Source organism: Pseudomonas sp. HLS-6 TE3448 (assembly GCF_053629555.1).
This window is the reverse complement of sequence record NZ_JBRJIO010000001.1, coordinates 4,470,560-4,491,900: the sequence shown is the minus strand read 5'-3', so window position 1 is coordinate 4,491,900 and position 21,341 is coordinate 4,470,560. Positions and strand designations below refer to the sequence as shown.

The 21,341-nt window shown below is 57.6% G+C and carries 21 protein-coding genes and 2 pseudogenes; 6 read left to right on the top strand and 17 right to left on the bottom strand.

The genetic code is table 11. The annotated features are described in order from the left end of the window. Window positions 1-267 precede the first annotated feature (267 nt). The gene (locus tag AB7M23_RS20455) at window positions 268-654 is read right to left on the bottom strand and encodes a hypothetical protein (RefSeq protein ID WP_454241852.1); all 387 of its coding nucleotides are present in this window, start codon (window positions 652-654) and stop codon (window positions 268-270) included. 184 nt (window positions 655-838) lie between these two features. On the opposite strand from AB7M23_RS20455, the gene AB7M23_RS20450 reads away from it, so the two are divergent. After that, a complete protein-coding gene (locus tag AB7M23_RS20450) occupies window positions 839-1,345 on the top strand; it encodes a DUF1993 domain-containing protein (protein WP_454241851.1) in 507 nt (168 codons plus the stop codon). Window positions 1,346-1,448: 103 nt separating this feature from the next. On the opposite strand, the gene AB7M23_RS20445 is transcribed toward AB7M23_RS20450, so the two are convergent. The 3 genes and pseudogenes from AB7M23_RS20445 to AB7M23_RS20435 all read right to left on the bottom strand — a co-directional run. Continuing rightward, a complete protein-coding gene (locus tag AB7M23_RS20445; protein ID WP_102051965.1) occupies window positions 1,449-2,219 on the bottom strand; it encodes an EAL domain-containing protein in 771 nt (256 codons plus the stop codon). Window positions 2,220-2,466: 247 nt separating this feature from the next. Continuing rightward, window positions 2,467-2,901 (bottom strand): annotated as a pseudogene (locus tag AB7M23_RS20440) (methyl-accepting chemotaxis protein); the annotation flags it as partial. A 108-nt stretch (window positions 2,902-3,009) separates the two neighbouring features. Further along, a pseudogene (locus AB7M23_RS20435) lies at window positions 3,010-3,726 on the bottom strand (PAS domain-containing protein); the annotation flags it as partial. A 300-nt stretch (window positions 3,727-4,026) separates the two neighbouring features. On the opposite strand from AB7M23_RS20435, the gene AB7M23_RS20430 reads away from it, so the two are divergent. Together AB7M23_RS20430 and AB7M23_RS20425 are read left to right on the top strand one after the other, a co-directional pair. Continuing rightward, entirely contained in the window at window positions 4,027-5,565 is a 1,539-nt protein-coding gene (locus AB7M23_RS20430) for a cryptochrome/photolyase family protein (protein WP_454241850.1), read from the top strand. Next, window positions 5,562-5,708: a DUF2256 domain-containing protein gene (locus AB7M23_RS20425; protein WP_102051962.1), complete on the top strand. Its 147-nt coding sequence runs from the start codon at window positions 5,562-5,564 to the stop codon at window positions 5,706-5,708. The genes AB7M23_RS20430 and AB7M23_RS20425 overlap by 4 nt, the downstream gene beginning before the upstream one ends. A gap of 50 nt (window positions 5,709-5,758) precedes the next feature. Here the strand turns inward: AB7M23_RS20425 and folE are convergent, their stop codons facing one another. The 10 genes from folE to AB7M23_RS20375 all read right to left on the bottom strand — a co-directional run bounded on the left by folE (window position 5,759) and on the right by AB7M23_RS20375 (window position 14,207). Beyond that, window positions 5,759-6,319, bottom strand: a complete 561-nt coding sequence (folE, locus tag AB7M23_RS20420; RefSeq protein WP_102051961.1) for a GTP cyclohydrolase I FolE — start codon at window positions 6,317-6,319, stop codon at window positions 5,759-5,761. After that, a complete protein-coding gene (locus AB7M23_RS20415) occupies window positions 6,316-6,795 on the bottom strand; it encodes a thiol-disulfide oxidoreductase DCC family protein (RefSeq protein ID WP_454241849.1) in 480 nt (159 codons plus the stop codon). The genes folE and AB7M23_RS20415 overlap by 4 nt, the downstream gene beginning before the upstream one ends. 147 nt (window positions 6,796-6,942) lie before the next feature. After that, complete coding sequence (locus AB7M23_RS20410; RefSeq protein ID WP_330523822.1) at window positions 6,943-7,326, bottom strand: VOC family protein; 384 nt, start codon at window positions 7,324-7,326, stop codon at window positions 6,943-6,945. Window positions 7,327-7,506: 180 nt separating this feature from the next. Then, window positions 7,507-8,634, bottom strand: a complete 1,128-nt coding sequence (locus tag AB7M23_RS20405; RefSeq protein WP_454241848.1) for an FAD-binding oxidoreductase — start codon at window positions 8,632-8,634, stop codon at window positions 7,507-7,509. 1 nt (window position 8,635) lies between these two features. Further along, on the bottom strand, window positions 8,636-9,709 hold the full coding sequence (locus AB7M23_RS20400) for an aromatic ring-hydroxylating dioxygenase subunit alpha (RefSeq protein ID WP_065759655.1): 1,074 nt from the start codon (window positions 9,707-9,709) through the stop codon (window positions 8,636-8,638). A gap of 202 nt (window positions 9,710-9,911) precedes the next feature. Next, complete coding sequence (locus AB7M23_RS20395) at window positions 9,912-11,033, bottom strand: DUF2817 domain-containing protein (protein ID WP_454241847.1); 1,122 nt, start codon at window positions 11,031-11,033, stop codon at window positions 9,912-9,914. A 73-nt stretch (window positions 11,034-11,106) separates the two neighbouring features. Beyond that, a complete protein-coding gene (locus AB7M23_RS20390) occupies window positions 11,107-11,874 on the bottom strand; it encodes an ABC transporter ATP-binding protein (RefSeq protein ID WP_102051956.1) in 768 nt (255 codons plus the stop codon). 30 nt (window positions 11,875-11,904) lie between these two features. Continuing rightward, window positions 11,905-12,618, bottom strand: a complete 714-nt coding sequence (locus AB7M23_RS20385) for an ABC transporter permease (protein ID WP_065759652.1) — start codon at window positions 12,616-12,618, stop codon at window positions 11,905-11,907. Continuing rightward, on the bottom strand, window positions 12,615-13,304 hold the full coding sequence (locus tag AB7M23_RS20380) for an ABC transporter permease (protein ID WP_065759651.1): 690 nt from the start codon (window positions 13,302-13,304) through the stop codon (window positions 12,615-12,617). The genes AB7M23_RS20385 and AB7M23_RS20380 overlap by 4 nt, the downstream gene beginning before the upstream one ends. Before the next feature lie 132 nt (window positions 13,305-13,436). Beyond that, entirely contained in the window at window positions 13,437-14,207 is a 771-nt protein-coding gene (locus tag AB7M23_RS20375) for an ABC transporter substrate-binding protein (RefSeq protein ID WP_065759650.1), read from the bottom strand. A 466-nt stretch (window positions 14,208-14,673) separates the two neighbouring features. Between AB7M23_RS20375 and AB7M23_RS20370 the strand changes: the two genes are divergently transcribed. Continuing rightward, on the top strand, window positions 14,674-15,615 hold the full coding sequence (locus AB7M23_RS20370) for a LysR substrate-binding domain-containing protein (protein ID WP_102051955.1): 942 nt from the start codon (window positions 14,674-14,676) through the stop codon (window positions 15,613-15,615). A 26-nt stretch (window positions 15,616-15,641) separates the two neighbouring features. Here the strand turns inward: AB7M23_RS20370 and AB7M23_RS20365 are convergent, their stop codons facing one another. After that, window positions 15,642-15,860, bottom strand: coding sequence for a hypothetical protein (locus AB7M23_RS20365; protein WP_099775213.1), 219 nt, complete (start codon window positions 15,858-15,860; stop codon window positions 15,642-15,644). A gap of 357 nt (window positions 15,861-16,217) precedes the next feature. Beyond that, a complete protein-coding gene (locus AB7M23_RS20360) occupies window positions 16,218-17,549 on the bottom strand; it encodes an OprD family porin (protein ID WP_454241846.1) in 1,332 nt (443 codons plus the stop codon). 451 nt (window positions 17,550-18,000) lie between these two features. Here AB7M23_RS20360 and AB7M23_RS20355 point away from each other — a divergent pair, with 451 nt between their 5' ends. Both AB7M23_RS20355 and AB7M23_RS20350 read left to right on the top strand, forming a co-directional pair. Beyond that, a complete protein-coding gene (locus AB7M23_RS20355) occupies window positions 18,001-18,900 on the top strand; it encodes a methyl-accepting chemotaxis protein (protein WP_454241845.1) in 900 nt (299 codons plus the stop codon). An 81-nt stretch (window positions 18,901-18,981) separates the two neighbouring features. Further along, complete coding sequence (locus AB7M23_RS20350) at window positions 18,982-19,275, top strand: hypothetical protein (RefSeq protein ID WP_454241844.1); 294 nt, start codon at window positions 18,982-18,984, stop codon at window positions 19,273-19,275. 85 nt (window positions 19,276-19,360) lie between these two features. On the opposite strand, the gene AB7M23_RS20345 is transcribed toward AB7M23_RS20350, so the two are convergent. Further along, window positions 19,361-21,262, bottom strand: a complete 1,902-nt coding sequence (locus AB7M23_RS20345) for a potassium transporter Kup (RefSeq protein WP_102051951.1) — start codon at window positions 21,260-21,262, stop codon at window positions 19,361-19,363. Window positions 21,263-21,341 lie beyond the last annotated feature (79 nt).

The following is a 21,341-nucleotide window of genomic DNA, read 5'->3' as shown; positions in this document are numbered from 1 at the left end:
TTAGCGTTCAGCAGTCGCACTGAGGCCTGACGTAAGCCAGGCCTGTTGGTCAGGCAGGTTCTTTGTCTGAATCAATGATAGATGGGAAAAAGCGAATGATCGTGCAGTGTGGGCCAGCGAGCCGCTGCAAAAACAGCCAAGCGCCTCGTGAATGAAGATGAAACCGAGACGACTTTGTTGCCCCTGACAAGTCGTCCCTGGTCTCGTGCAGGCCATGGCACCCTCAACGGCGCCACAAGCCACTGTCGAACGATACAACGCCTGGTCTTAGATTCTGGAGCAGGCTTGTGCGGCATCGAGCAACCGCCCTCTGTCATACCATGCGTCTCTCTGGTAGGCAGAGTAGGTGCTGTGGCCGTTAGCGCTGGAAAGTACAACTAGCCCTTCTGTTGTAGTGGGGTCTGTACTGCCGAAAAACAGATCGGTTTTACCGTTATCTTCCACGGTAAACGTTGGGACGCCATTCTTGACCTCGTTTTTTACGCACGCTATGTAGGCGTTATTGTCCCTGGACGTAACGCCATCAACCGTATCGTGACCAACGCGTATATCAGGGTTGTGTGCGCATCCGGAGATAATGAGTAGGGCGCACATCCATGAAATTTTACGACCTCTGATGGGCTTTGAAAGCTTGCCAAGTATCATGCTTTTCATGATGGTAACTCCAAGCTCAAACCGCGGGGCAGCTGAAAGTATAGTCAGCCTCTGCTGCTTGCCGACGGCCCCCACATAAGTGAACGCCTTCAGCTATCGTTAACAGACAGACGCCAAACAGGACGGCATGTTCATCTGCAAGGGTCGGACGCCTGTTAGACCACGTTCTCTCCGGAGAAAGCGTATGTCTGTCTCCATGTACCAAGCCTCTATCCCTGTATTCGTCCGCGGGCTGGATAATCTGGCAGCCATTCTGCGCAAGGCCGCCGCCCACGCTCATGCCAAGGACATCATGCCGGCGTTCTTCCTCAACGCCCGACTTGCCCCCGATATGTTTGCGCTGGTGCGTCAGGTACAGATAGTGTCCGACACTGCCAAGGGGTGTGCTGCTCGCCTGGCCGGTGTTGAGGTGCCGAGTTTTGCCGACACTGAAAGCAGTTTCCCCGAATTGCAGGCGCGCATTGCCAGAACCGTCACGTTTCTGCAGAGCATTACTGCGCAGCAACTGGACGGCAGTGAGGCGCGCCCGATTACCCTCAAGGTACACGACAAGGAAATCCACTTTGCCGGGCAGGACTATCTGCTGTGCTTTGCCATACCCAATTTCTATTTCCATCTGACCACTGCGTACGGCATCTTGCGCCACAACGGGGTGGACATCGGCAAGGCGGATTATCTGGGCAGCCTGTGATGACTGCCCCATTGCGGCGTATGCGCCTTGGGATGGCGGCCTGAATCAGCCTCGCGCCGAGAAAACTGCATTCGTGCTGGGTGGATCAACCCTGTGTCCAGCGTTACAACACGCTGTGGTCAGGCCAGTTCACTGTCGGCAAGGTTTCAAATTCTGGTCTTGCAAACAGGTAGCCTTGATAGAGGTTGATACCCAAGGCCAGCAGTTGTTGAAGCTCGGCAGTTGTTTCTACACCCTCTGCGATCACATTGATATTCAATGCCTCGCAGACGCCTAGAATGCCTTTGACAATCGCTTGCCGTACCGGGTCGGTGCAGATGCGCCGTACAAGGCTCATGTCGAGTTTTATAATATCCGGCTGAAACTCTGCCAGTAGATTCAAGCCAGAATAACCTGCACCAAAATCATCGATGGCGGTCTTGAAACCCTGTAGCTTGTATTCTCGAATAATGCTTTTCAGGTGTTCCTTGTCCACCAGCTCTTCATTTTCGGTAATCTCGAAAATCAAGCGCTCAGTAGGGAAACCAAAGCGCCGCGCCGCGTTAAGCGTGGCACGAATGCAGGTTTCCGCCTTGTATACGGCGTTAGGCAAGAAGTTGATGCTGACAAAACAGGGGATCTGTAACCTGGACGCAAGCTCAACCGCTTTTACCCGGCACGCCTGGTCAAAGGCATAACGGTTTTCTTCGGTGACATTGCCAAGAATGGTGGCTGCGCCACTGCCATCGGTACCGCGTACCAAGGCCTCATAAGCAAAAACACTGTTGTCGCGAAGATCGATAATCGGCTGGAATGCCATGCTGAAGTCGAAATTCAGTTTCTTGCCCTCTTTACAGGCTTGGCAAGGGAGCGTCGAAGGTGTTTCGTCAATCATTTAGGACCTGGCCTTTAGTGCTCATGGGCTTTCGCGGGCTCCTCGGATTTTTAACCCGCTAATGTACAGTGTTCATAACCACTCTAGGCACAGGTTCCTTCTTCTACCTATCGGTTGCAGACAACGATGGGGGCGTTACCGGATGTTCAGGCGATTGCGAGTCCCTCCGTGGTACCGATGTTCGCATGGTGCGCCCCCTGAAAACTGATCTGCCACAGATCGTAACAGGCTTTTGTGGCGGTGCGGATTACTGTAGCTCATTGGCAAAACGTCCAACCGCGCCAACGACCTGCTTGGCGCCGTTTTGGATTTCCACAATCACGGCGCCGGCCTGGCTGGCTAATGCAAGCCCTTGTTCGGCCTGTTCCCGACTGCTGAACATCTCTTGAACGGCCTCGCTGGCGAGCGTCTGGTTCTGCAGTACGACACTCACGATTTCTTCCGTTGCCGCGCTTGTGCGGCCAGCGAGCTGACGGACTTCATCCGCAACCACTGCGAAGCCGCGACCCTGCTCACCTGCTCGGGCGGCTTCAATGGCTGCGTTGAGCGCCAGCAAGTTGGTCTGCGAGGCAATACCGCCAATGGTCTGCACGATGGAACTGATTAACAGTGACTGCTTGTCGAGTGCCTCAATTCGATGGGTGGCCGATTGCATCTGTCCGGCGATCTGCTGCATGGTTTGTACTGTTTCCTGGACAACTGCCGCACCCCGTTCTGCGCTCACATCGGTCTGTAATGAGACGTCATAGGCGACCGCTGCCGCTTCTCTCACCTCAGTTTCCCGTGCGACCTGATCGGTGACGACGCTGGCGAATTTCACCACTTTGCACAGATTGCCTTCCGTGTCGTAAACGGGGTTGTAGGTGGCCTCCAGCCAAACCTCACGACCGCGGCTGTCAATCCGTTTGAAACGGTCAGCGACGTATTCTCCGTTGTTGAGTGTTTTCCAGAACGCCGAGTACTGAGGTGATGCAGCGTCCTCTGCACTGCAGAACATGCGGTGATGTTTGCCTTTGATCTGCTCGAGCGAGTAGCCCATGGCGTTGAGGAACTGCTGGTTGGCGGTTACAACGGTGCCATCCAGTTTGAACTGGATTACCGCAGTAGAGCGGATAAGCGCATCGATGAACGACTCATTCTCTTTTATCTGCTCAATGGTCCGGCTGACTTCGCTGCCGTAGCCCTGAATGTGGGAGAGCTCGCCGTTTTCGCCGCGAATGGGAAACCAATACAATTTCAACCAAGCAAGGCTGCCATCTGCACGCAGATAGCGGTAGTCGTCGCTGATCGGTTCGAACTTTTCCACGGCAGATCTGAACGCGTGAAAGCAGGGCAGTTTACTGACGTAAGGCGGCACAATTTCGGACAGTGGGCGGCCTCTTAGATGCTCGTCTTTGTAGCCCAGCGCTTGCGCGAAATGCGGGTTGAAATCGCAGATACGGGTTTGCGCATCAAGCCGTATCGATAGCATGCCGCGATTCATCTGCTCAATGAGTTGGCGCAGCATGTACAGCTCTGCGCTCTGGTCTTGGAGTGCTTTTTTCAGGCGGCTGTTGAACATTAATGGCTCCATGAGTGTTTACAGGCAGGCAACAGATCTGACCTGTCATCAATAGCGCTATGTAAAATTTGTACAAGAAGTTAAAATTGTACAGGTTTTCCCCGGCTGAGGCGGTGTGTAAAGCGTTATGAGCACCTGTTGGGCCTGTCAAACGTATGATCTCGAGGCAGGAAGCATGCTGAATGGGTGGATACACCTGATAGACGCAAAAAACGCGCGCAACCATTTTTCATCGGACGCTGTGGTATGAGCGGTACTCGACGGCTGTGCCTGGTTCTGGGCGATCAATTGTCCTTCGACCTGCCTTCACTGCAAGGGCTGGATACCGAACGCGATACGGTGCTGTTTGCCGAGGTGATGGAGGAGGCCCGCCACGTGCCTCATCATCCGCAAAAAATCGTGTTGGTTTTCAGCGCCATGCGCCACTTTGCCGAGGCGCTGCGCCAACGTGGTTTCCGTGTGCAGTACGTCGCTCTGGATGATCCGGATAATACGGGCTCACTGCCGGGTGAATTGCGCCGTTGGCACGGGCTATTGCAGCCGGAAGCGCTGCACCTGACCGAGTGTGGCGACTGGCGTCTTGAGCATTCGCTCACGTGCAGTGGCCTGCCTATCCACTGGCATGTTGATAGCCGTTTCCTGTGTAGTCGCGCCGAATTCGCTTCCTGGGCCAAAGGCAAAAAGCAGGTGCGCATGGAGTTTTTCTATCGCGAGATGCGGCGCAAGAGCGGGCTGCTCATCAATGGCGACGGCAGCCCGGTCGGAGGGGCCTGGAACTTTGATGCAGACAACCGCAAGGCGCTGCCCAAGCACCAGCGCGCTCCATTGCCTGCGCGCTTTACCGTGGATGCAATGACCCGTGAGGTGATTGCGCTGGTGGCCGAGCACTTTACTGACCACTACGGTTCGCTGGAGGCCTTTGACTATCCCGTGACGCATGCCGATGCGCAGGCATTGTGGGACTACTTTCTGGACTTTGGCCTGGCGGCCTTTGGCGATTATCAAGATGCCATGGCCCAGGATGAGCCGTTCCTGTTTCATGCCCGTATCAGTGCTGCGCTCAACATCGGCCTGCTGGATGTGCGTCAGGTGTGCGCAGATGTAGAGGCTGCCTACTGGTCTGGCAGGATCCCTTTGAATGCTGCCGAAGGGTTTATCCGCCAATTGATTGGTTGGCGCGAGTATGTGCGCGGTATCTACTGGCTGCAGATGCCCACCTATGCCAGCCTTGATTTTTTCGGCAACAGCAGGCAACTGCCAGCGTTCTACTGGACGGGCGACACGCGGATGAACTGTATGCGCCAGGTCATCGGCCAGACATTGGAGCATGCCTACGCCCATCATATTCAGCGGCTGATGGTGACCGGCAACTTTGCCCTGTTAGCGGGCATCGTGCCGAGCCAGGTGTGCGACTGGTATTTGTCCGTCTATATGGACGCCTTCGACTGGGTCGAGTTGCCCAATACCCTGGGCATGGTCATGCATGCCGATGGTGGCTATCTGGGCTCGAAGCCTTACTGTGCCAGCGGACAGTACATCAAGCGCATGTCGGACTACTGCAGTGGCTGTGTGTACAACGTCAGTGAAAGTACAACGGGCACTGCCTGCCCTTTCAATGCGCTCTATTGGCACTTTCTGATGCGTCACCGTGACCTGCTGCAGCGCAATCAACGCCTTGCCATGGTGTATAAAAACCTCGCACGCATGTCGGAGGACAAGCAGCAGGCGCTCTGGCAGCGTGGCGAGGCGTTACTGGCCATGCTGGATGCCGGTGAGGCGTTGTGAAAAAGAGCGAGCTTCCAGCCAAAACCTGCGTGGTCTGCGGGCTGCCGTTTGTCTGGCGTAAAAAGTGGGCGCGCTGTTGGGATGAGGTGCGCTACTGCTCAGAGCGTTGTCGGCGGCATAGGCGCAGCACGGTCGAGCGGTAGGGGCGGTGCAGGTGACGTCGGTGTGACGCCGTCTTGCACCGGTCCTGGCATCAACTGCGCCGCCCAATCAGTTGCAGGAACTCGTGACGCGTGGTGCACGACTCGCGGAAGGCTCCCAGCATCACGGATGAGGTCATTACCGAGTTTTGCTTCTCCACACCGCGCATCATCATGCACATGTGCTTGGCTTCGATGACCACGGCCACACCCGCGGCATCGGTGACGCGCTGGATGGCGTCGGCAATTTGTTTTGTGAGGTTTTCCTGTATCTGCAGGCGACGGGCGAACATATCGACCACGCGGGCAACCTTCGACAGCCCTAACACTCGCCCGGTAGGGATGTAGGCCACATGCGCCTTGCCGATGAAGGGCAGCATGTGGTGCTCGCACAATGAGTACAGTTCGATGTCACGCACGACGACCATCTCATCGTTGTCCGACTCGAACAGCGCACCATTAACCACTTCCTCCAGGTTCAGGGTGTAGCCATTGCACAGGTACTGCATTGCTTTGGCGGCGCGTTTGGGGGTGTCCAGTAACCCTTCACGTTCAGGATTCTCGCCGACGCCGGAGAGAATTTCACGGTAGTGCTCGGCTAATGACAGGTTCATTTTGACTCCTTGCAGCCATGTGTTGTTTGAAGGGTATGCGGGTTGCCTGGCGCGGATGCCGACTTCGGCAGCGTACAGTGGTTGTCACGACAGCGACGGCTGCCATCGGGATGAGGTAACCAGGCCAAATGGGGGCGTAAGCGGCAGAACAGGCGATAGCCGATGGCAAACAGTGGCCGTATGGGGCGCCATGTCAGTGGTGCGGCCCACGCACCCAGGCCTGCCGCTCGCCAGCTCCAGAGGGTGGCGTCCAGGCCCGTAACCCATTGACCATTGGCAAAGCGCGCATGCAGGACTGATTGCATGCGCTCAAGGGTGAAACCCAGTGCAGGCGCATCGAAGTCGTCGCGGCTGATATCAACCAGTAGCAGCCGGGCGTCTGTAGCACGTCGGCGCAGGAGCTTGATTTCCCGAGCGCAGAGCGGGCAGTCACCGTCGAAGTAAAGCGTCAGGGGCCATTGCTCTATCTTGTACACGACTAATAGCCTTGTATAGGTTTTGTATAAGATAGGTCGAAAAATGCGGCGTTACAATGGCTTTGTTTTTTGCCGTCACATCAATCGTCATGGCCCATAACGAAAAATGCCCGAAGCAGTGCTTCGGGCATTTGATACGGCTGTTGATCAAGCCGGTTTGAAGCAGTAAACGGCTAGTTTGTTGCCATCGAGATCACGGACATAGGCGGCGTAGGCATTGGGTGCCCAATTGCGCGGGCCCGGCTTGCCTTCGTCTTGACCGCCGGATGCCAGGGCGGCCGCATGGAAGGCGTCGATCGCTGCACGACTCGGTGCTTCAAAGCTGATGGTGACGCCGTTGCCGACGGTGGCTGGCTTGCCGTCGGCGGGTTTCAGGACGAAAAAGGCCGGGGAATTTTCGCCCCAGATCGAGCCATTGTCGCCCAGGTCGGCGATACGCTTGAGGCCTAGTTCACCCAGTGCCTTGTCGTAAAAGCCGCGGGCTTTGTTCAGGTCGTTCGTGCCAACGGTGACGTGTGTGAAGATGCTCATCTTTGGGTTCTCTTGGGTTTGTACAATAGGGTCAGGGGCGTGCGGGGCCAGGGGAGTGCTTCCCCAAGGGGTTGTCGCCAAGCTTGCTGGTTCGCGCTCCATCATGCACGCGTGATATCGCCGATGCACTCGAAAGCGTAGCCCACGCGATTCTCCGCCAACCAGTGGTGGGTGTTGATCCTACGCGCGCAGTTCTATGGTCAGTGCACTCGTTGGGCGTGTGCAGCAGAGCAGGATGTTGCCGTTGATGGGGGCATCCAGCGGTTCTTCGAAGTACTCGACAGTACCTTCCCTGAGGCCGACCTGGCAGCTGTTGCACAGGCCTGCCCGGCAGTTGAACGAGGGCGTCAGGCCGGCCTGCTCGGCGAGGTCAAGCAGTGAGTGACAGCCCTGTTGCCAGTCCACGCGGGTGCCAGATGGCAAAAAATGCACAGTCAAGGCGTTGTCTGTCGCTGTGGGTGGGCTGCTGATGGCTGGCGTCACGGACGCTGGGGCTCGCTCCTGATCGCTCTCAAGAACCGTTGCCGGGCCGAAAAACTCATAGTGAATACGCTGGCGGTCGATTCCCAGGTCGCGCAGCAGGCGCCAGTTCGCCTGCATGAACGGTGGTGGACCGCACAGGTAGACCTCGTAGTCGTCCAATGGCAGTAGCGCTTGCAGGGTTTCCCGGTTGATCAGGCCCTGGCTGTGGTACGCCGGGTTGGCCTGATCGTCGACGCTCGGGCTGCGGTAGCAGAAATGCACATTGATCCCGGGGCGCCGATCGGCCAACTGGCGTACTTCATCATGGAACGCATGTACGGCGCCGTTCTCGCAGGCATGGATAAAGTGCACGGTGCGGGTCGAATGGCGGCTTAGCTGATGGAGCATGCTCAGCATGGGGGTCAGGCCCACACCACCGCTTAACAGCACTACGGGGCGTGTGCTTTTTTCGTCGAGGACGAACTCGCCGGCAGGCCCGGCGACTTCGAGCAGATCGCCGACCTGCACCTGATCGTGAAGGTAGTTGGAGCCTTGCCCGGGTGGCAGTTGTGGCTGGTCAGCGGGCGCAGGCTCGCGCTTGACGGATATGCGCAGGTGCGACAGGTCGTTACGGTCGCCTGAGAGGCTGTAGTTGCGCAGCAGTGTGGCGCCGTTGCCCGTGGGCAGGCGAACCACCAGGAATTGACCCGGCACGAAGGGCGGGCACGTGCCATGGTCCGCTGCCAGCACGAACGAGGTAATGACCGCACTTTCCTGTCTCTTTTCGATCACCCGCAAGGCCCTGAAGCCTTGCGCGCTGAGTGCCGTCTTCGGTTGAGTGTTCATCTCACGCCTCCGTCTTGTCGTGCTCGGCCTGCGCTTGGCTGCGGGCGATCAGGCCATTACGTTGTTCGTTGGCGATCAACTGCTCCAGGTTGCGGCGAAAGCGCAGCGGGCCTGAGTCGGAGGCCAGGTCGATGTTGGGGCTGCGCTTGTTGGCCATGCCTTGATGGACGGCGCTGAGCACGACACGATCTTCGGCGAAGGCGTGACGCACGTCTTCATCGAACTGGCGGGAGACGTCCTGGTTCTCGGGGTCGAAATTGCGTACCTGGAACCAGTAGTAACGGGTGTTCTCCTCGTCGATGGGGGTCATGAAGTTGTAGGAGTTCATCAGGAACACCTGCTCGTGCAGTTCGCCCTCGTCGCTGCCCGTGCCGGCCGGGGTGAATATCGCCTTGATAACGGCCTGGGCGGGGTAGTGCACTTCGTAGTGCTGTTTGCGGTCGCAGTTGCCAGTGAACTTGACGAACTTGGCGTAGAAAGGCGCCACTTCCACATCGCGCATCCAGCGCGAAACGATCACGCCGGTATCGGTTACCCGGGTTTGCAGGGGCTCTTGGGCGCACGCGGCATTGCCAAAGGACGACTGATGTACCCAGGCGACATGCGAAGGGTCGAGCAGGTTATCGGTCACGTACAGGTAGTTGCACGGCACGACCATACTGTCGCCACGGTTGAGCCCCCATGCCGGATCACCCCATTCCGGGACTTCACAGATCTTAGCTTCGTCGGCCAGTTCGGGATCGCCCATCCAGATCCAGATCAGGCCGTAGCGCATGGCAAGCGGGTAGCTGCGAACCTTGGCGCCCTGAGGGATGTGTCGGCTGCCGGGGGCACGGACACAGCTGCCGGAACAGTCGAAGGTCAGGCCGTGGTAGCCGCACTCGATGTCATCGCCCTGGCGACGCCCCATGGACAACGGCAGCTTGCGGTGGGGGCAGGCGTCTTCAAGGGCCACCGGGGTGCCGTCGGTCTTGCGGTAAAGCAGCACGGGCTCACTGAGCAGGGTGACGGGGTACAGTGCTTCGCCCAACTCGGCCTCACTGGCGGCTACGTACCAAGCGTTGCGCAAAAACATGGGGTTTCTCCTTATTGTTCTGGTTTTCACCCTGTGCGGCAGGGCGAGGCTTTCGGCGAAGCCAGAATACGAGGCGCTGATAAGGTCAGAATAGATGCTTAAAACTGTTTATTGATTTAGAAAAACTAAATCGTTTTTTGCAGGCAAACCAAAGCGACGCTATGTTGAGCGTCGCTTTGTACAAGGGTGTCAGGCGCTGTGTTTAGCGACGGGCGGCGGGGTGAATCTTGGGTAACGCACTCAAGGCTCGTTCCCAGATATGTTGGGTGCGCAGCCAGACGACGGCGTGCCAGTCAGGGTCCGCCGGGTAGAACTGCTCGACCAGTTCCCGTTTGATGTGTGCCGCGACCTTATCGTCCAGGTTGCCATGCAGGTGCAGCCACTGGTCGTTGCGCAACACGGTGTGAACCTGCTCGCCCGGGTAGGTGCCGCATTCAATGACGAATGGCATCAGGTGTACGTGGGGCAGGGCGTTGAGGATCGCCTGTGAGGTGTAGCCGGTAGCTGTTGCCGCTACGCCGGTGTCGCTGTGGCTGCCGGCTCCGGTCATCAACGTGTACAGCCACGGGCCATAGAGGGCCTGGGCATCGTGCAGTGCCGGGTAGGCAGACTGGGCAATGGTCATCAGCATCGGGTGCCCGTAGTCGCCGGCTCCGGTGTGCAGGTCAAAGCACATGGCAACCTCGCTGTGAGCCAGATGGGTTTGCAAGATCGTGTGCAGGGTGGTGTTCGACCACGCGGGGGACTGGCCGCCATAGAACAGGCCATCGGGATGACGGTACTGGCCGGCCTCGACAATCGACATCACGGTTGACCAGCCTTCGGCGCGAATTCGCTGGTTGAGCAGCGCGTCAGCCTGCTCCCGTAGCGGACCGTGCAGTTGGGCGCAGGTGTAGATAGGGTGCAACGCTTCGTAGGCCTGGTTGTCTGGTAGTGCCTGAGAGAAGTCCAGTTGGTTGCGATTGAGGTCGATGTTGTCTTCGTTGACCCGACGCATCCAGGCGGTGCCCCAGGGGTTGATCAGGTGGATCATCAGTACCGCGACATCAGCAGGCAGGGGCGTGTTGCCGAGTGCGTGCAACCATTTGATCTGGCAGTCGGAGCCATAGAACCCTTCAACGCCGTGAGTGCCGCTGAGCGCAACCAGCACCCGTTTGGCCTGGGGATCACCGAGCAGGGCAACGTCGGTGCTCAGCGGCTCGCCAAAGGGGCCGCGCAAGGGGTGGCGGTATTCGCTCAGGCGTGCGCCGGCAGCGTTGGCCGCCGCTAGAAACTGTTCACGTTGCTGGGCGAAACCGGGATGTTTAGGGAAACCTGCGAGCATGGTGGCCTCGTATCGATAGGCCGGCCCCGGGCATCCAGAGGTTGCCCGGTGGCCAGCAGGGGAATGTGCCGACTTACTTCAAGCGCCCGGAGAGGAACTGCGTCAGGCGTTCGCTTTTCGGATGGTTCAATACCTCACCGGGTGGGCCTTCTTCTTCAACGCGGCCCTGGTGCAGGAACATGACATGGTTGGAGACGTTGCGGGCAAAGCCCATTTCATGGGTGACCACGACCATGGTGCGGCCTTCCTCGGCCAAGGCCTGCATCACTTTCAGGACTTCGCCGACCAGTTCCGGGTCCAGGGCGGAGGTCGGCTCGTCGAACAGCATCACCTCCGGTTCCATTGCCAGTGCCCGGGCGATGGCCACGCGTTGTTGCTGCCCGCCAGAGAGGTGCGAGGGATATTTGCTTGCCACGCTCGCATCCAGCCCGACCTTGTTCAGGTAGTGGCGTGCCCGCTGCTCGGCGTCCTTGCGTTTCACGCCGAGGACGTGGACTGGCGCTTCGATGATGTTCTCCAGCACCGTCATGTGTTGCCACAGGTTGAAATGCTGGAACACCATCGACAGTTTGGTACGGATTTTCTGCAACTGGCGAGGGTCGGCAATCTGCATGGCCCCATTGATATCCAGCTTGGTGCGGATCTCTTCGTTGTTTACGGCAATACGTCCGCTGCACGGTTGTTCAAGGAAGTTGATGCAGCGCAGAAAGGTGCTTTTGCCTGACCCGCTCGAGCCAATGATGCTGATGACATCGCCGGCTTTGGCGCTGAGCGATACCCCTTTGAGGACTTCATGGGCGCCGTATTTTTTATGCAGTTCATCTACGTTCAGCTTGTACATGTTCGATGCTCTCTTATTACTTACGGCGGGTCAGTGAGTCTGTGGCTTCAAGAAGGCTAGCCAGCGCATTTCGCAACGTCGGAACAGCCAGACCAGGGCAAACACCATCAGGGCATACAGCACGGCTGCAATGCCGAATGCTTCGAACGAGGAGTAGGTCTCCGAGTTCACGTCGCGGGCAATCTTGAGCAGGTCGGGCACAGTGGCGGTGAACGCCAGGGTGGTGGAGTGCAGCATCAGGATCACTTCATTGCTGTAGTACGGCAGTGCGCGTCGCAGTGCCGAAGGCAGAATGATCCGACGGTACAGGGTGAACGGCGACATGCCATAGGCCCGCCCGGCTTCGATCTCGCCATATGGGGTGGCACGAATGGCGCCCGCGAATATTTCCGTGGTGTAGGCGCAGGTATTGAGGGCAAAGGCCAGCAAGGTGCAGTTGATCCCTTCGCGGAAGAAGGCATCCAGCACCGGCTGCTCGCGGACCATCTGCAGGCTGTAGATGCCGGAGTAGAGAATCAGCAACTGGATGTACAGCGGCGTTCCTCGAAACACATAGGTGTAGAACCAGACCGGCCCGCGGATGAGTGGGTTTCTCGACACCCGTGCCACTGACAAGGGCACCGAAAGGAGGCCGCCGAGGGCAATGGCCACGACCAGCAACCACAGGGTCATGGCGACGCCCGAGAGCTGATAACCATCGAACCAGAGGTAGGCTTTCCAGTAGTCCTTCATGATCTCGGTCATAGTGCGGCTCCCTTGACGCCGATGTTGTAGCGGCGCTCCAGCCATAGCAGCAGGCCGTTCGAGACGGTGGTGATGGCAAGGTAGATCAGCGCACCGATGATGCTGAAGAAGAACAGTTGCATTGAGTTCTTGCCGGCATCCTGTGTCACTTTGACGATATCGATCAGGCCGATGATCGATACCAGGGCGGTTGCCTTGATCAGTACCTGCCAGTTGTTGCCGATGCCCGGCAATGCAAATCGCATCATTTGTGGAAACAACACCCGGATAAAGATCTGCCGACGGCTCATGCCGTAGGCAACGGCTGCCTCCAGTTGGCCGGCAGGTACGGACTGGAATGCACCGCGAAAGGTCTCGGTAAAGTAGGCACCATAGATGAAGCCCAGGGTGATAACGCCGGCAACGAACGGGTTGATGTCGATCTGCTCGACCTGCATCCATTCCGTGAAGTTGTTCAGCCAGATTTGCAGGCTGTAGAACAACAGCAACATGATGACCAGGTCAGGGACGCTGCGGATCAAGGTGGTGTAGCCGGTTGCCAGGTTACGTAACAGCCGCTGTTTGGACAGCTTTGCCGAGGCACCGGCCAGGCCGATCGTCACGGCTACCAGCATTGAGAGCAACGCCAGTTGGATGGTCGCAAAGGTACCGTCGAGAATGAGCGAACCATAGCCCTGTAAAAGCATGTTCTGTCTCTCCGTAGGCAATGGGGGGCCGTGGGCCGTCCATTGCGAGGCTTGAGTGTTCGGGGAGGGGCTGTGTATCTACAGCGCGCTCAAGCGCTGGATAGCAGGCGTTTGAGCGCGCTGTAGCCGTCTTCAGTTATAGATGTCGAAGCTGAAGTACTTCTTCTGAATGGTGTCGTAGGTGCCGTTCTTGTGCATTTCTGCCAGTGCACCGTTGATGGCCTCGATCAGCTCATGGTCATCCTTGCGCAGGCCGATCGCGATCCCTTCGCCAAGCAGTTCGTCGTGCTTGACGGCATCGCCGGCGAATGCAAAACCGGTGTTCCTCGGTGTTTGCAGAAAACCGATATCGGCCACGGCCGCATCGGTCAGGCTGGCATCGATCCGCCCGCTGACCAGGTCTGGATACAGCACATCCTGGTTCTGGTACGAGACCATGATCACCCCGTGTGGTGCCCACATGGCCTTGACGAAGGCTTCCTGGGTGGTGCCTTGTGCAACCCCGACACGTTTACCCTTGAGCGACTCGACCGTTGGCAGCAGGCCGCTGTCCTTTTTCGCGATCAGGCGATTGGGCGAGTTGTAGAGGCGGTCGGAGAAGGCGACATTCTGTTTGCGTTTCTCGTTGACCGTCATGGCCGACAGCACGCCGTCGAACTTCTTCGCCCTGAGCGCAGGAATGATGCTGTCGAATGCCGTTTCGACCCAGACACATTTGGCCTTGAGCTGAGCGCAAATGGCGTTGCCCAGATCAATGTCGAAGCCAACCAGCTCGCCGTCAGCGTTTTTCGACTCAAAAGGCGCAAACGTCGGGTCTACACCAAAGCGAATAACGCTCAGGTCCTTGGCGAGGGCGCCAGTGGAAGCCAGTGCAAGGACAGTGGCAAGGACAAATTTTCTCATTGTTGTTTTCCTTTGTCTGTTACAGGGGGCGGAGGGTACGGCGCTAAAGCACAGATACATCATGATATGCATGTACTTGTATATACATGATTAGCAATATGCAGGCCAAACTGCGCCAGCGTAGGTGCAAGGCTCTGTTCCAAGGGGTTTGAGTGCTGGAGGGTAATCCAAGGGGTGGGGAGGTGCGCGGTTTCGTTACGCATTGTTACGTCAGGCTTTTTTTTGTTCCCGTCGGTACACGCTGAAGCCCGTGGGGTATCCCATCGGTTAGGCGAGTAACGCGCGACACACGGGGTAGTACGCATAGACATGGTGCTCTCCTTGTTTTTGCTTTTTTGATAGGGGAAGGGGAGGCAGTGCCAAGGCCAGCATACGAGAGTCTGAATTTGCGAAAAGATGCTGAAAGCTGTTGCTTTGTATAGCTGGGCTAAAGTATCAAACCGTCAGCACCCTTTAGGAGAGACTGATGAACAACTTGCCTTCTCTGCGCGCCTTACAGGTTTTTGAAGCGGTCGGGCGCTACGGGGGCATTATCGAGGCCGCCAGGCGTCTGGGGATTTCTGCCGGTGCGGTCAGCCAGCAAATGAAACTGCTGGAAGATAGCCTGGGTCTGAGCCTGACCTTCAAGGTGGGCAAGCGTATCCGGTTGACCGCGGCGGGGCAGCGTTACCATGAGAGCTGTGCGTCGGCATTCGAAAGCCTGCGCATTGCCCAGGTAGAGGTCGAACGCTCGAAAAACGCTAGCAACTTGCGCATCAGCGCGCTGCCGTCGTTGCTTTCCGAGTGGCTGGCACCGCTTATTTACGCGTGGCAGAGCGATCACCCGGGGCTCAATCTGTTTCTCGACGGCAGCCATGCCGAGCCCTCGCCTGATGGCTACGAAGTCGACTTCCGGCTCACGTACGGTGATCTTGAGTCGACCGAAAATGCCATTGAGTTGTTTCGCGATTGTGTCGTTCCGGTGTGTAGCCCCGGCCTGATTCAAGATGATCGGCCACTGGATACCCCGGCCGATCTGTTGGCCTACCCGTTATTGTCGATTGACTGGCTACCAAAGTTCGCTTCGCCGCCGTCATGGCGCGACTGGTTTATGGCTCAGGCGGTCGATTGCTCGTCGTTGCGTGACGGCTACCGTGTTTACTCATTGTCATCAATGGCGATTCAGGCCGCATTGTCGGGGCAGGGCGTAGTACTGGCTCAATGTTCGATGATCGCCGGTGCGCTGGCGGACGGGCGCTTGATCATGCCCTTTGCACACGCATTGCCGATGCCCTCATCGTATTTGCTGGTGGGTGCCAAGGGCGCATTCGACAATGCCCACTGCCGTGACTTCCATCGTTGGCTGGTAGCGCGAGGACGGGAGCAAATGTTCATTAACCAACAGTTGCTGGCCGGTTCCGCTCCATAAACCGAGGTGGCGTTGCTTCGGTGCTGCTATGCCTTGAAACACGTATCAAGCCAATGATCCAGCTCACTGACGGTGTAGTGGGTCCACTCGGTGATTTGCTCCAATCGCATCGCAACGCGAAGCCTGTTTTCGTTGGTCAGGGCGTAGCCGCGTGTCCGCAGGAACTGATCGACGTAGTCCTCGATGTCCAGTATTTCGTTGTCAGCAGACAGCACCGCCTGCATTTTTTCAAAGTGCTGCCGCATTGCGCCACTGTCCCAACTCAATCTGCTCACCCTGCTCAGTATGGAGGTATTTAGTCATCTCTCCCTTACAGTGTAGGCGTGTGTCAAATTTATGGCAAAAAAATAGAGTTGTTGCTCGCTATGCTGGGTTGTTGACGCTGATCAGTTTTGTGAACACGCATGATCGATATCTTGTACGTTTATGCCCAGTAATGCGCGATCAAGCACCGGCCGCGCGCAGGCGGGTAAGTGCTGTGAGATGCAGGGTTGACTGCGAGGGTATCGGTAGGGTGTTGCCGGGGATGCGGTGGTTGTATCCGGCCGGATGGGGTTCCTGCACCGGAAGAAACCACCGCGTTACGCCTGCTGGTGCAGCGGTTACAGGATCGAGATCGGGTAGTCGATGATCAGGCGCATTTCATTGTTGTCGCTCTCAGCCTGGTCGGCGTTGGCATAGTGGAACGACTGACGCAGGCGGAACGACAGGTCTTTGACCGGCCCGCTCTGGATGGTGTACTTGGCTTCCACATCGGTTTCGTGGTGCTTGCCGTTGTCACCATAGCCATAGGCACGGTAGGCGCTGTCTGCCGCCATGTGCGAGCCGTCGATGTTGTCACCGTTGATGTAACGGGCCATGAAGCTCAGGCCGGGCACGCCAAGGGTGTCCATTTTCAGGTCGTAGCGTACTTGCCATGAGCGCTCGCCAGGGCCGTTGAAGTCCGAATACTGGACCGAGTTGGCGAGGAAGATCGAGTCACCAGCAGCCCCCCCGCCGTTATCGCCAAACCCGACATAGTCAAATGGGGTATCGCCATCGACTTTCTGAAAGGCCAGGGTAACGGTGTGGGCGGTCAGGAAGGTGTAGGCCGCCGAGGCCGACCAGGTGGTGTTGTTGATCGAGCCGGCCTTGGCACTGCCTTCATCCAGTGTGCGGTAGAGGCTGAAGTCCAGTGCCACGGACTGGCTGCTGGAGATCGGCAACTGATAGTTCAAGTCACCATAGTATTGGCGCCATATATCCTTGAACTGCGAGGCGTACAGCATCAGGCCGAGGTTGTCGTTCAGTGCATAGCGTCCGCCGAGGTAATCGACATCGCTGGTCTCGACGTTGGCATAGGTGGCCCACAGGCCGCCGCTGGAACTGGTGGTGGCATTGGAGGTGCCGGCGTAGAAATGCCCGGCTTCCAGATCAAGGTTCTGGATCTCGCTGCTCATCAGCGAGAAGCCGGTGGCAGTCTGCGGCAACAGTCGGGTACCACCTGCGGCGAACACAGGGGCGGTGGGTTGCATCTGGCCAAACTTCAGCTCGGTCTTGGAGACGCGCATCTTGAGCGCGCCACCGGCGCGGCCGAACTCGTCTTCAGGGCTGCCGTCGCGGTTAACCGGCAGGTTGCCGGTTCCGGTCTGGCCTGAGCTGCCGTCAAGTTTGATCCCCCAGTAGCCGAAGGCATCGACACCAAAACCGACGGTGCCCTGGGTGTAGCCGGAGCTGAAGTTGGCCATGAACCCCTGGGTCCAGTCGCGGCGTGTGTCACCGCCGTTCTTGCCATCGCGATCGAAGTACATGTTGCGTAGCAGCACCTTGAGGCTGCTGTCTTCGACAATGCCTTTGGCTTCGGCCTGGTCGCTAACGAAGGGTGCTGCGTTGGCCAGTGGTACCAGCCCACCGGACACGGCCAATAGCAGTACGCCATTTTTCAGGTGATTCATCTTTCGGTCGCCCCTCTGCACAAAATGTCTGACAGACACTCGGTTTGAGATTGTTATGAATGGTCTTGTGGAAATGGCAGACAAGTACGCCGCGTTTGGCCCTGGAAGGCGCGTTGGCGTTGAAACATTGTTCTTCTTTTCGTCCGTGTGCACGGATCTTCCGGCATCTTGCCGAAAATGAACGTTTTCTGAATACCGAGGTTTTGTAAAAGACTATTCCCCATTGAGTAACAGTTCGTCATGGTGACGATACTTTTCAGGTATGGCGTCAGACCCACCTAATATTGGACTGCCACTACTTGCAGCCTCTATCGTGGGATAAAGAACAATAAGAGCGCCCTATGATTTCGATACCTTCTTCCCGAGTGACGCTTAACGGGGTTCCGCCTGCGCTATCGATAACGTCATCTGCCTGTTTCACACCCTGCAGTGCCCACTCAAACCGCTGGTCATGGAGTCGGTCACGATGAGTCGTGGATTTCTCGCCGGTATCCTGCAACTGACAGGTGTGTTGATCGCAACGGCGTTACTGGTATCAGAGGTGCAGCAGGCTGCCCTTGGCAGCGTGGCGTTACTGTGCTTTGTGTGTGCAGGGCTGCTGTATCACTTTCGCCCGGCGGCGGTGATTGAGGTGCCGGTTGAATGCATGCCGAACGGTGTGGCAGCGGTTGTGCACGAGCCCGAGCCCGCGCCCGCAGCTTCGATAACCGACGTAATTGCCCCCTTGTGGAGCGACGGCAGGCTGCAGAAGACGCTGAAAAAGCTTGATGACGCCATCATCCAGACCGAGGCCGATATGCAGTTCGCCGACCAGTTGGCGCGTGCTGCTGGTGCGCATGTGCGTTCAAGTGCCGAGAGTATTCAGGCGTCCTCGCACATCCTCTGTGAACTCGACACGTCGATGAGCACGATCGCCCATACCTTCAATGAACTGGGTGCGCAGTCTGTACGCATTGGCGCGTTGGTCGGCAGCATTCAGGATATCGCTCGGCAAACCAACCTGCTGGCCCTGAACGCGGCGATCGAGGCCGCACGTGCGGGTGACCATGGACGCGGTTTTGCGGTGGTAGCCGATGAGGTTCGGAACCTGTCTCGTCGTGTCGCCGACTCCAGTGCCCAGATTCAAACCATTGCAGGCGAACTGCAACAATCGGCGGGTGACGCCCGAGCCGGAATTGAGGGGCTTGGTGCTTCAACACGTTCAGGCATGGAGCAAGCCAGCGTCGCGTTGCGCGCCATGGACGAGATCCGCGGCGCCGCAGAGCAACGCATGCAGATCGTCGAACGGGTCATGGTGGGCTTGAGTGGGCAGCGGCAACTGTCCGGGGCAGCCCAGAGTTTGATCGAGTAAGCCGGCCTTGCCGTCATGCGGATGCCGTGGGCTAGTCTGTTCATAGACGTCACGGCATAGCGCCGGTCCGAGGAGGCAACCATGAAGCGAGTACTGTTGAGCCTTGCCCTGTTCGCGATGGTCGGGTTCGTGAAAGCCGACATTCCATTGGTGAACGCCACGTGCCCAGGGGGTATTGATGTTCACGCCGATGAAGGCGGGCCGATCTACATCAATGGCGAAGAGGGCAAACTGAAGACGCTGAATGAAAATAGCTATGAAGCCATTGGCCAAGGTATCACCATCTCGTTGAGCATCGACCGCGATGGCACACCCTCTGTCTCGTACAGCAGCAAGGACGGGGCGAAAGGGGTCTGCGAGCTGACAGAAGATTGAGGTGCCTGGGCAGTGCAATTGGCTAGTGCGAAATCGCACGTCATTTGACCACCCGAGGCAGGTGTCCTGATCCGCGGTAGTAACCCTACATCTCAACCTGAGTGCCGAGTTCTATCACCCGATTCAGCGGTAGATTGAAGTATTTCAGGTTGCTGTTGGCGTTCTTCAGAAGAAAAGCGAACAGGTACTCTCGCCAACGTGCCATACCGATACGCTTGGTAGGGATGACCGTTTCACGACTCAGGAAGTAGGTTGTACGCATCGGGCTGAAATCCAGTTCAGGCAAGTGGCAGAGGTTCAGTGCCGCAGGTACATCAGGCTCTTCGATAAAGCCAAAATGAAGGTTTACCCGGAAGAATCCGGCGCCATATGCCTGGACCTCAAACCGCTTGTCTGCAGGCACGCGCGGACGATCTTCAGACACCACGGTGAGCAGCACGACCTGTTCGTGCAACACCTGGTTATGCAACAAGTTGTGCAGAAGGGCATGGGGGACAGCGTCGGTGCGGGCAGTCAGGAAGACGGCAGTACCTTGCACTCGATGTGGGGGCTGTGAGTGGAGACTGTCAATGAATAGATGGAGAGGAAGGGCCGTCTCGTCCAGCCGCTCGACAATGATCTTGCGGCCACGCTTCCAGGTCGTCATCAAGATGAACAGGGCAATGCCCGCGATGACGGGGAAAGCACCACCTTGAAAAATTTTCGGAGCATTGGCTGCGAAGTAGAGGCTGTCCACCAGTAGAAAACCAAGCAGCATCGGGATCGCCAGCCAGCGAGGCGATTTCCAGAGGAGCAGGACGACAGCGGCGGACAGGATTGTAGTGATCAACATGGTACCCGTCACAGCCACCCCGTAGGCCGCGGCCAGAGCACTGGACGATTCAAAACCAATGACCAGCAGCACGACGCCCACCATCAGTGCCCAGTTCACCATGCCGATGTAAATCTGCCCTTGCTCCTGGCTGGAGGTATGCTGGATGAACATGCGGGGAACATAGCCAAGCTGGATGGCTTGGCGGGTCAGGGAGAAAGCCCCGGAAATGACCGCTTGCGAGGCGATGATGGTTGCCAGCGTAGAGAGCCCGACCATTGGCAGCAGAGCCCATTGCGGTGCCAGCAGATAGAACGGGTTGCGTACGGCCTCGGGATTCCCCAGGATCAATGCGCCTTGGCCGAAGTAGTTCAACGCCAAGGCTGGCAGTACCAGCATGAACCACGCGCGAGCAATCGGCTTGCGGCCGAAGTGTCCCATGTCTGCATACAGTGCTTCGGCGCCGGTCAGCGCGAGCACCACCGCGCCGAGGATGGCGACGCCGATCCCGGGGTGAACGATAAAAAACTGTACGCCCCAAGCGGGGTTGAGCGCATGCAGCACTTCGGGTCGCTGCACGATGCCGTAGATTCCCAGTGCACCTAGAACCAGAAACCAAAGCACCATGACCGGACCAAACAGGATGCCAATTCGTGCGGTACCGTGTTTCTGTATCAAGAACAGCGCAACCAGAACAAGCAGGGACAACGGCACGACCCAGTGCTCAATTCCGTCAAACGCCAGTTGTAACCCCTCTACAGCGGAAAGTACCGAAATTGCAGGGGTAATCATGCTGTCACCATAGAACAGCGCGGCACCGAACAATCCAAGCAGGACCAGCATTCTGCTCAAGCGCGGGTAGGGTGTAGCGGCGCGACGGGCCAGCGCCGTCAACGCCATGATGCCGCCTTCTCCCTGGTTGTTGGCGCGAAGGATGAACAGCACGTACTTGATCGACACCACCCAGATCAACGACCAAAAGATCAGTGACAGTATCCCAAGCACACCGTCGTGATTGGCCTGTACCCCGTAGTGCCCTGCGAATACCTCTTTGAGGGTGTAAAGGGGGCTGGTGCCAATGTCGCCATACACCACGCCTACTGCCGCGACCAGCAGGCCTGCGGCTGAAGTTTTTGCATGTGAATTTTCGGTTACTTGGGTTGCTGATTGGCTCACTGGGTGTTTCTCGAAAAATGAGGATGCTGAAAAAACGCGTACTGCCCTCGGCCTGCTCCCGGGTACCTTGTGCTGGGTT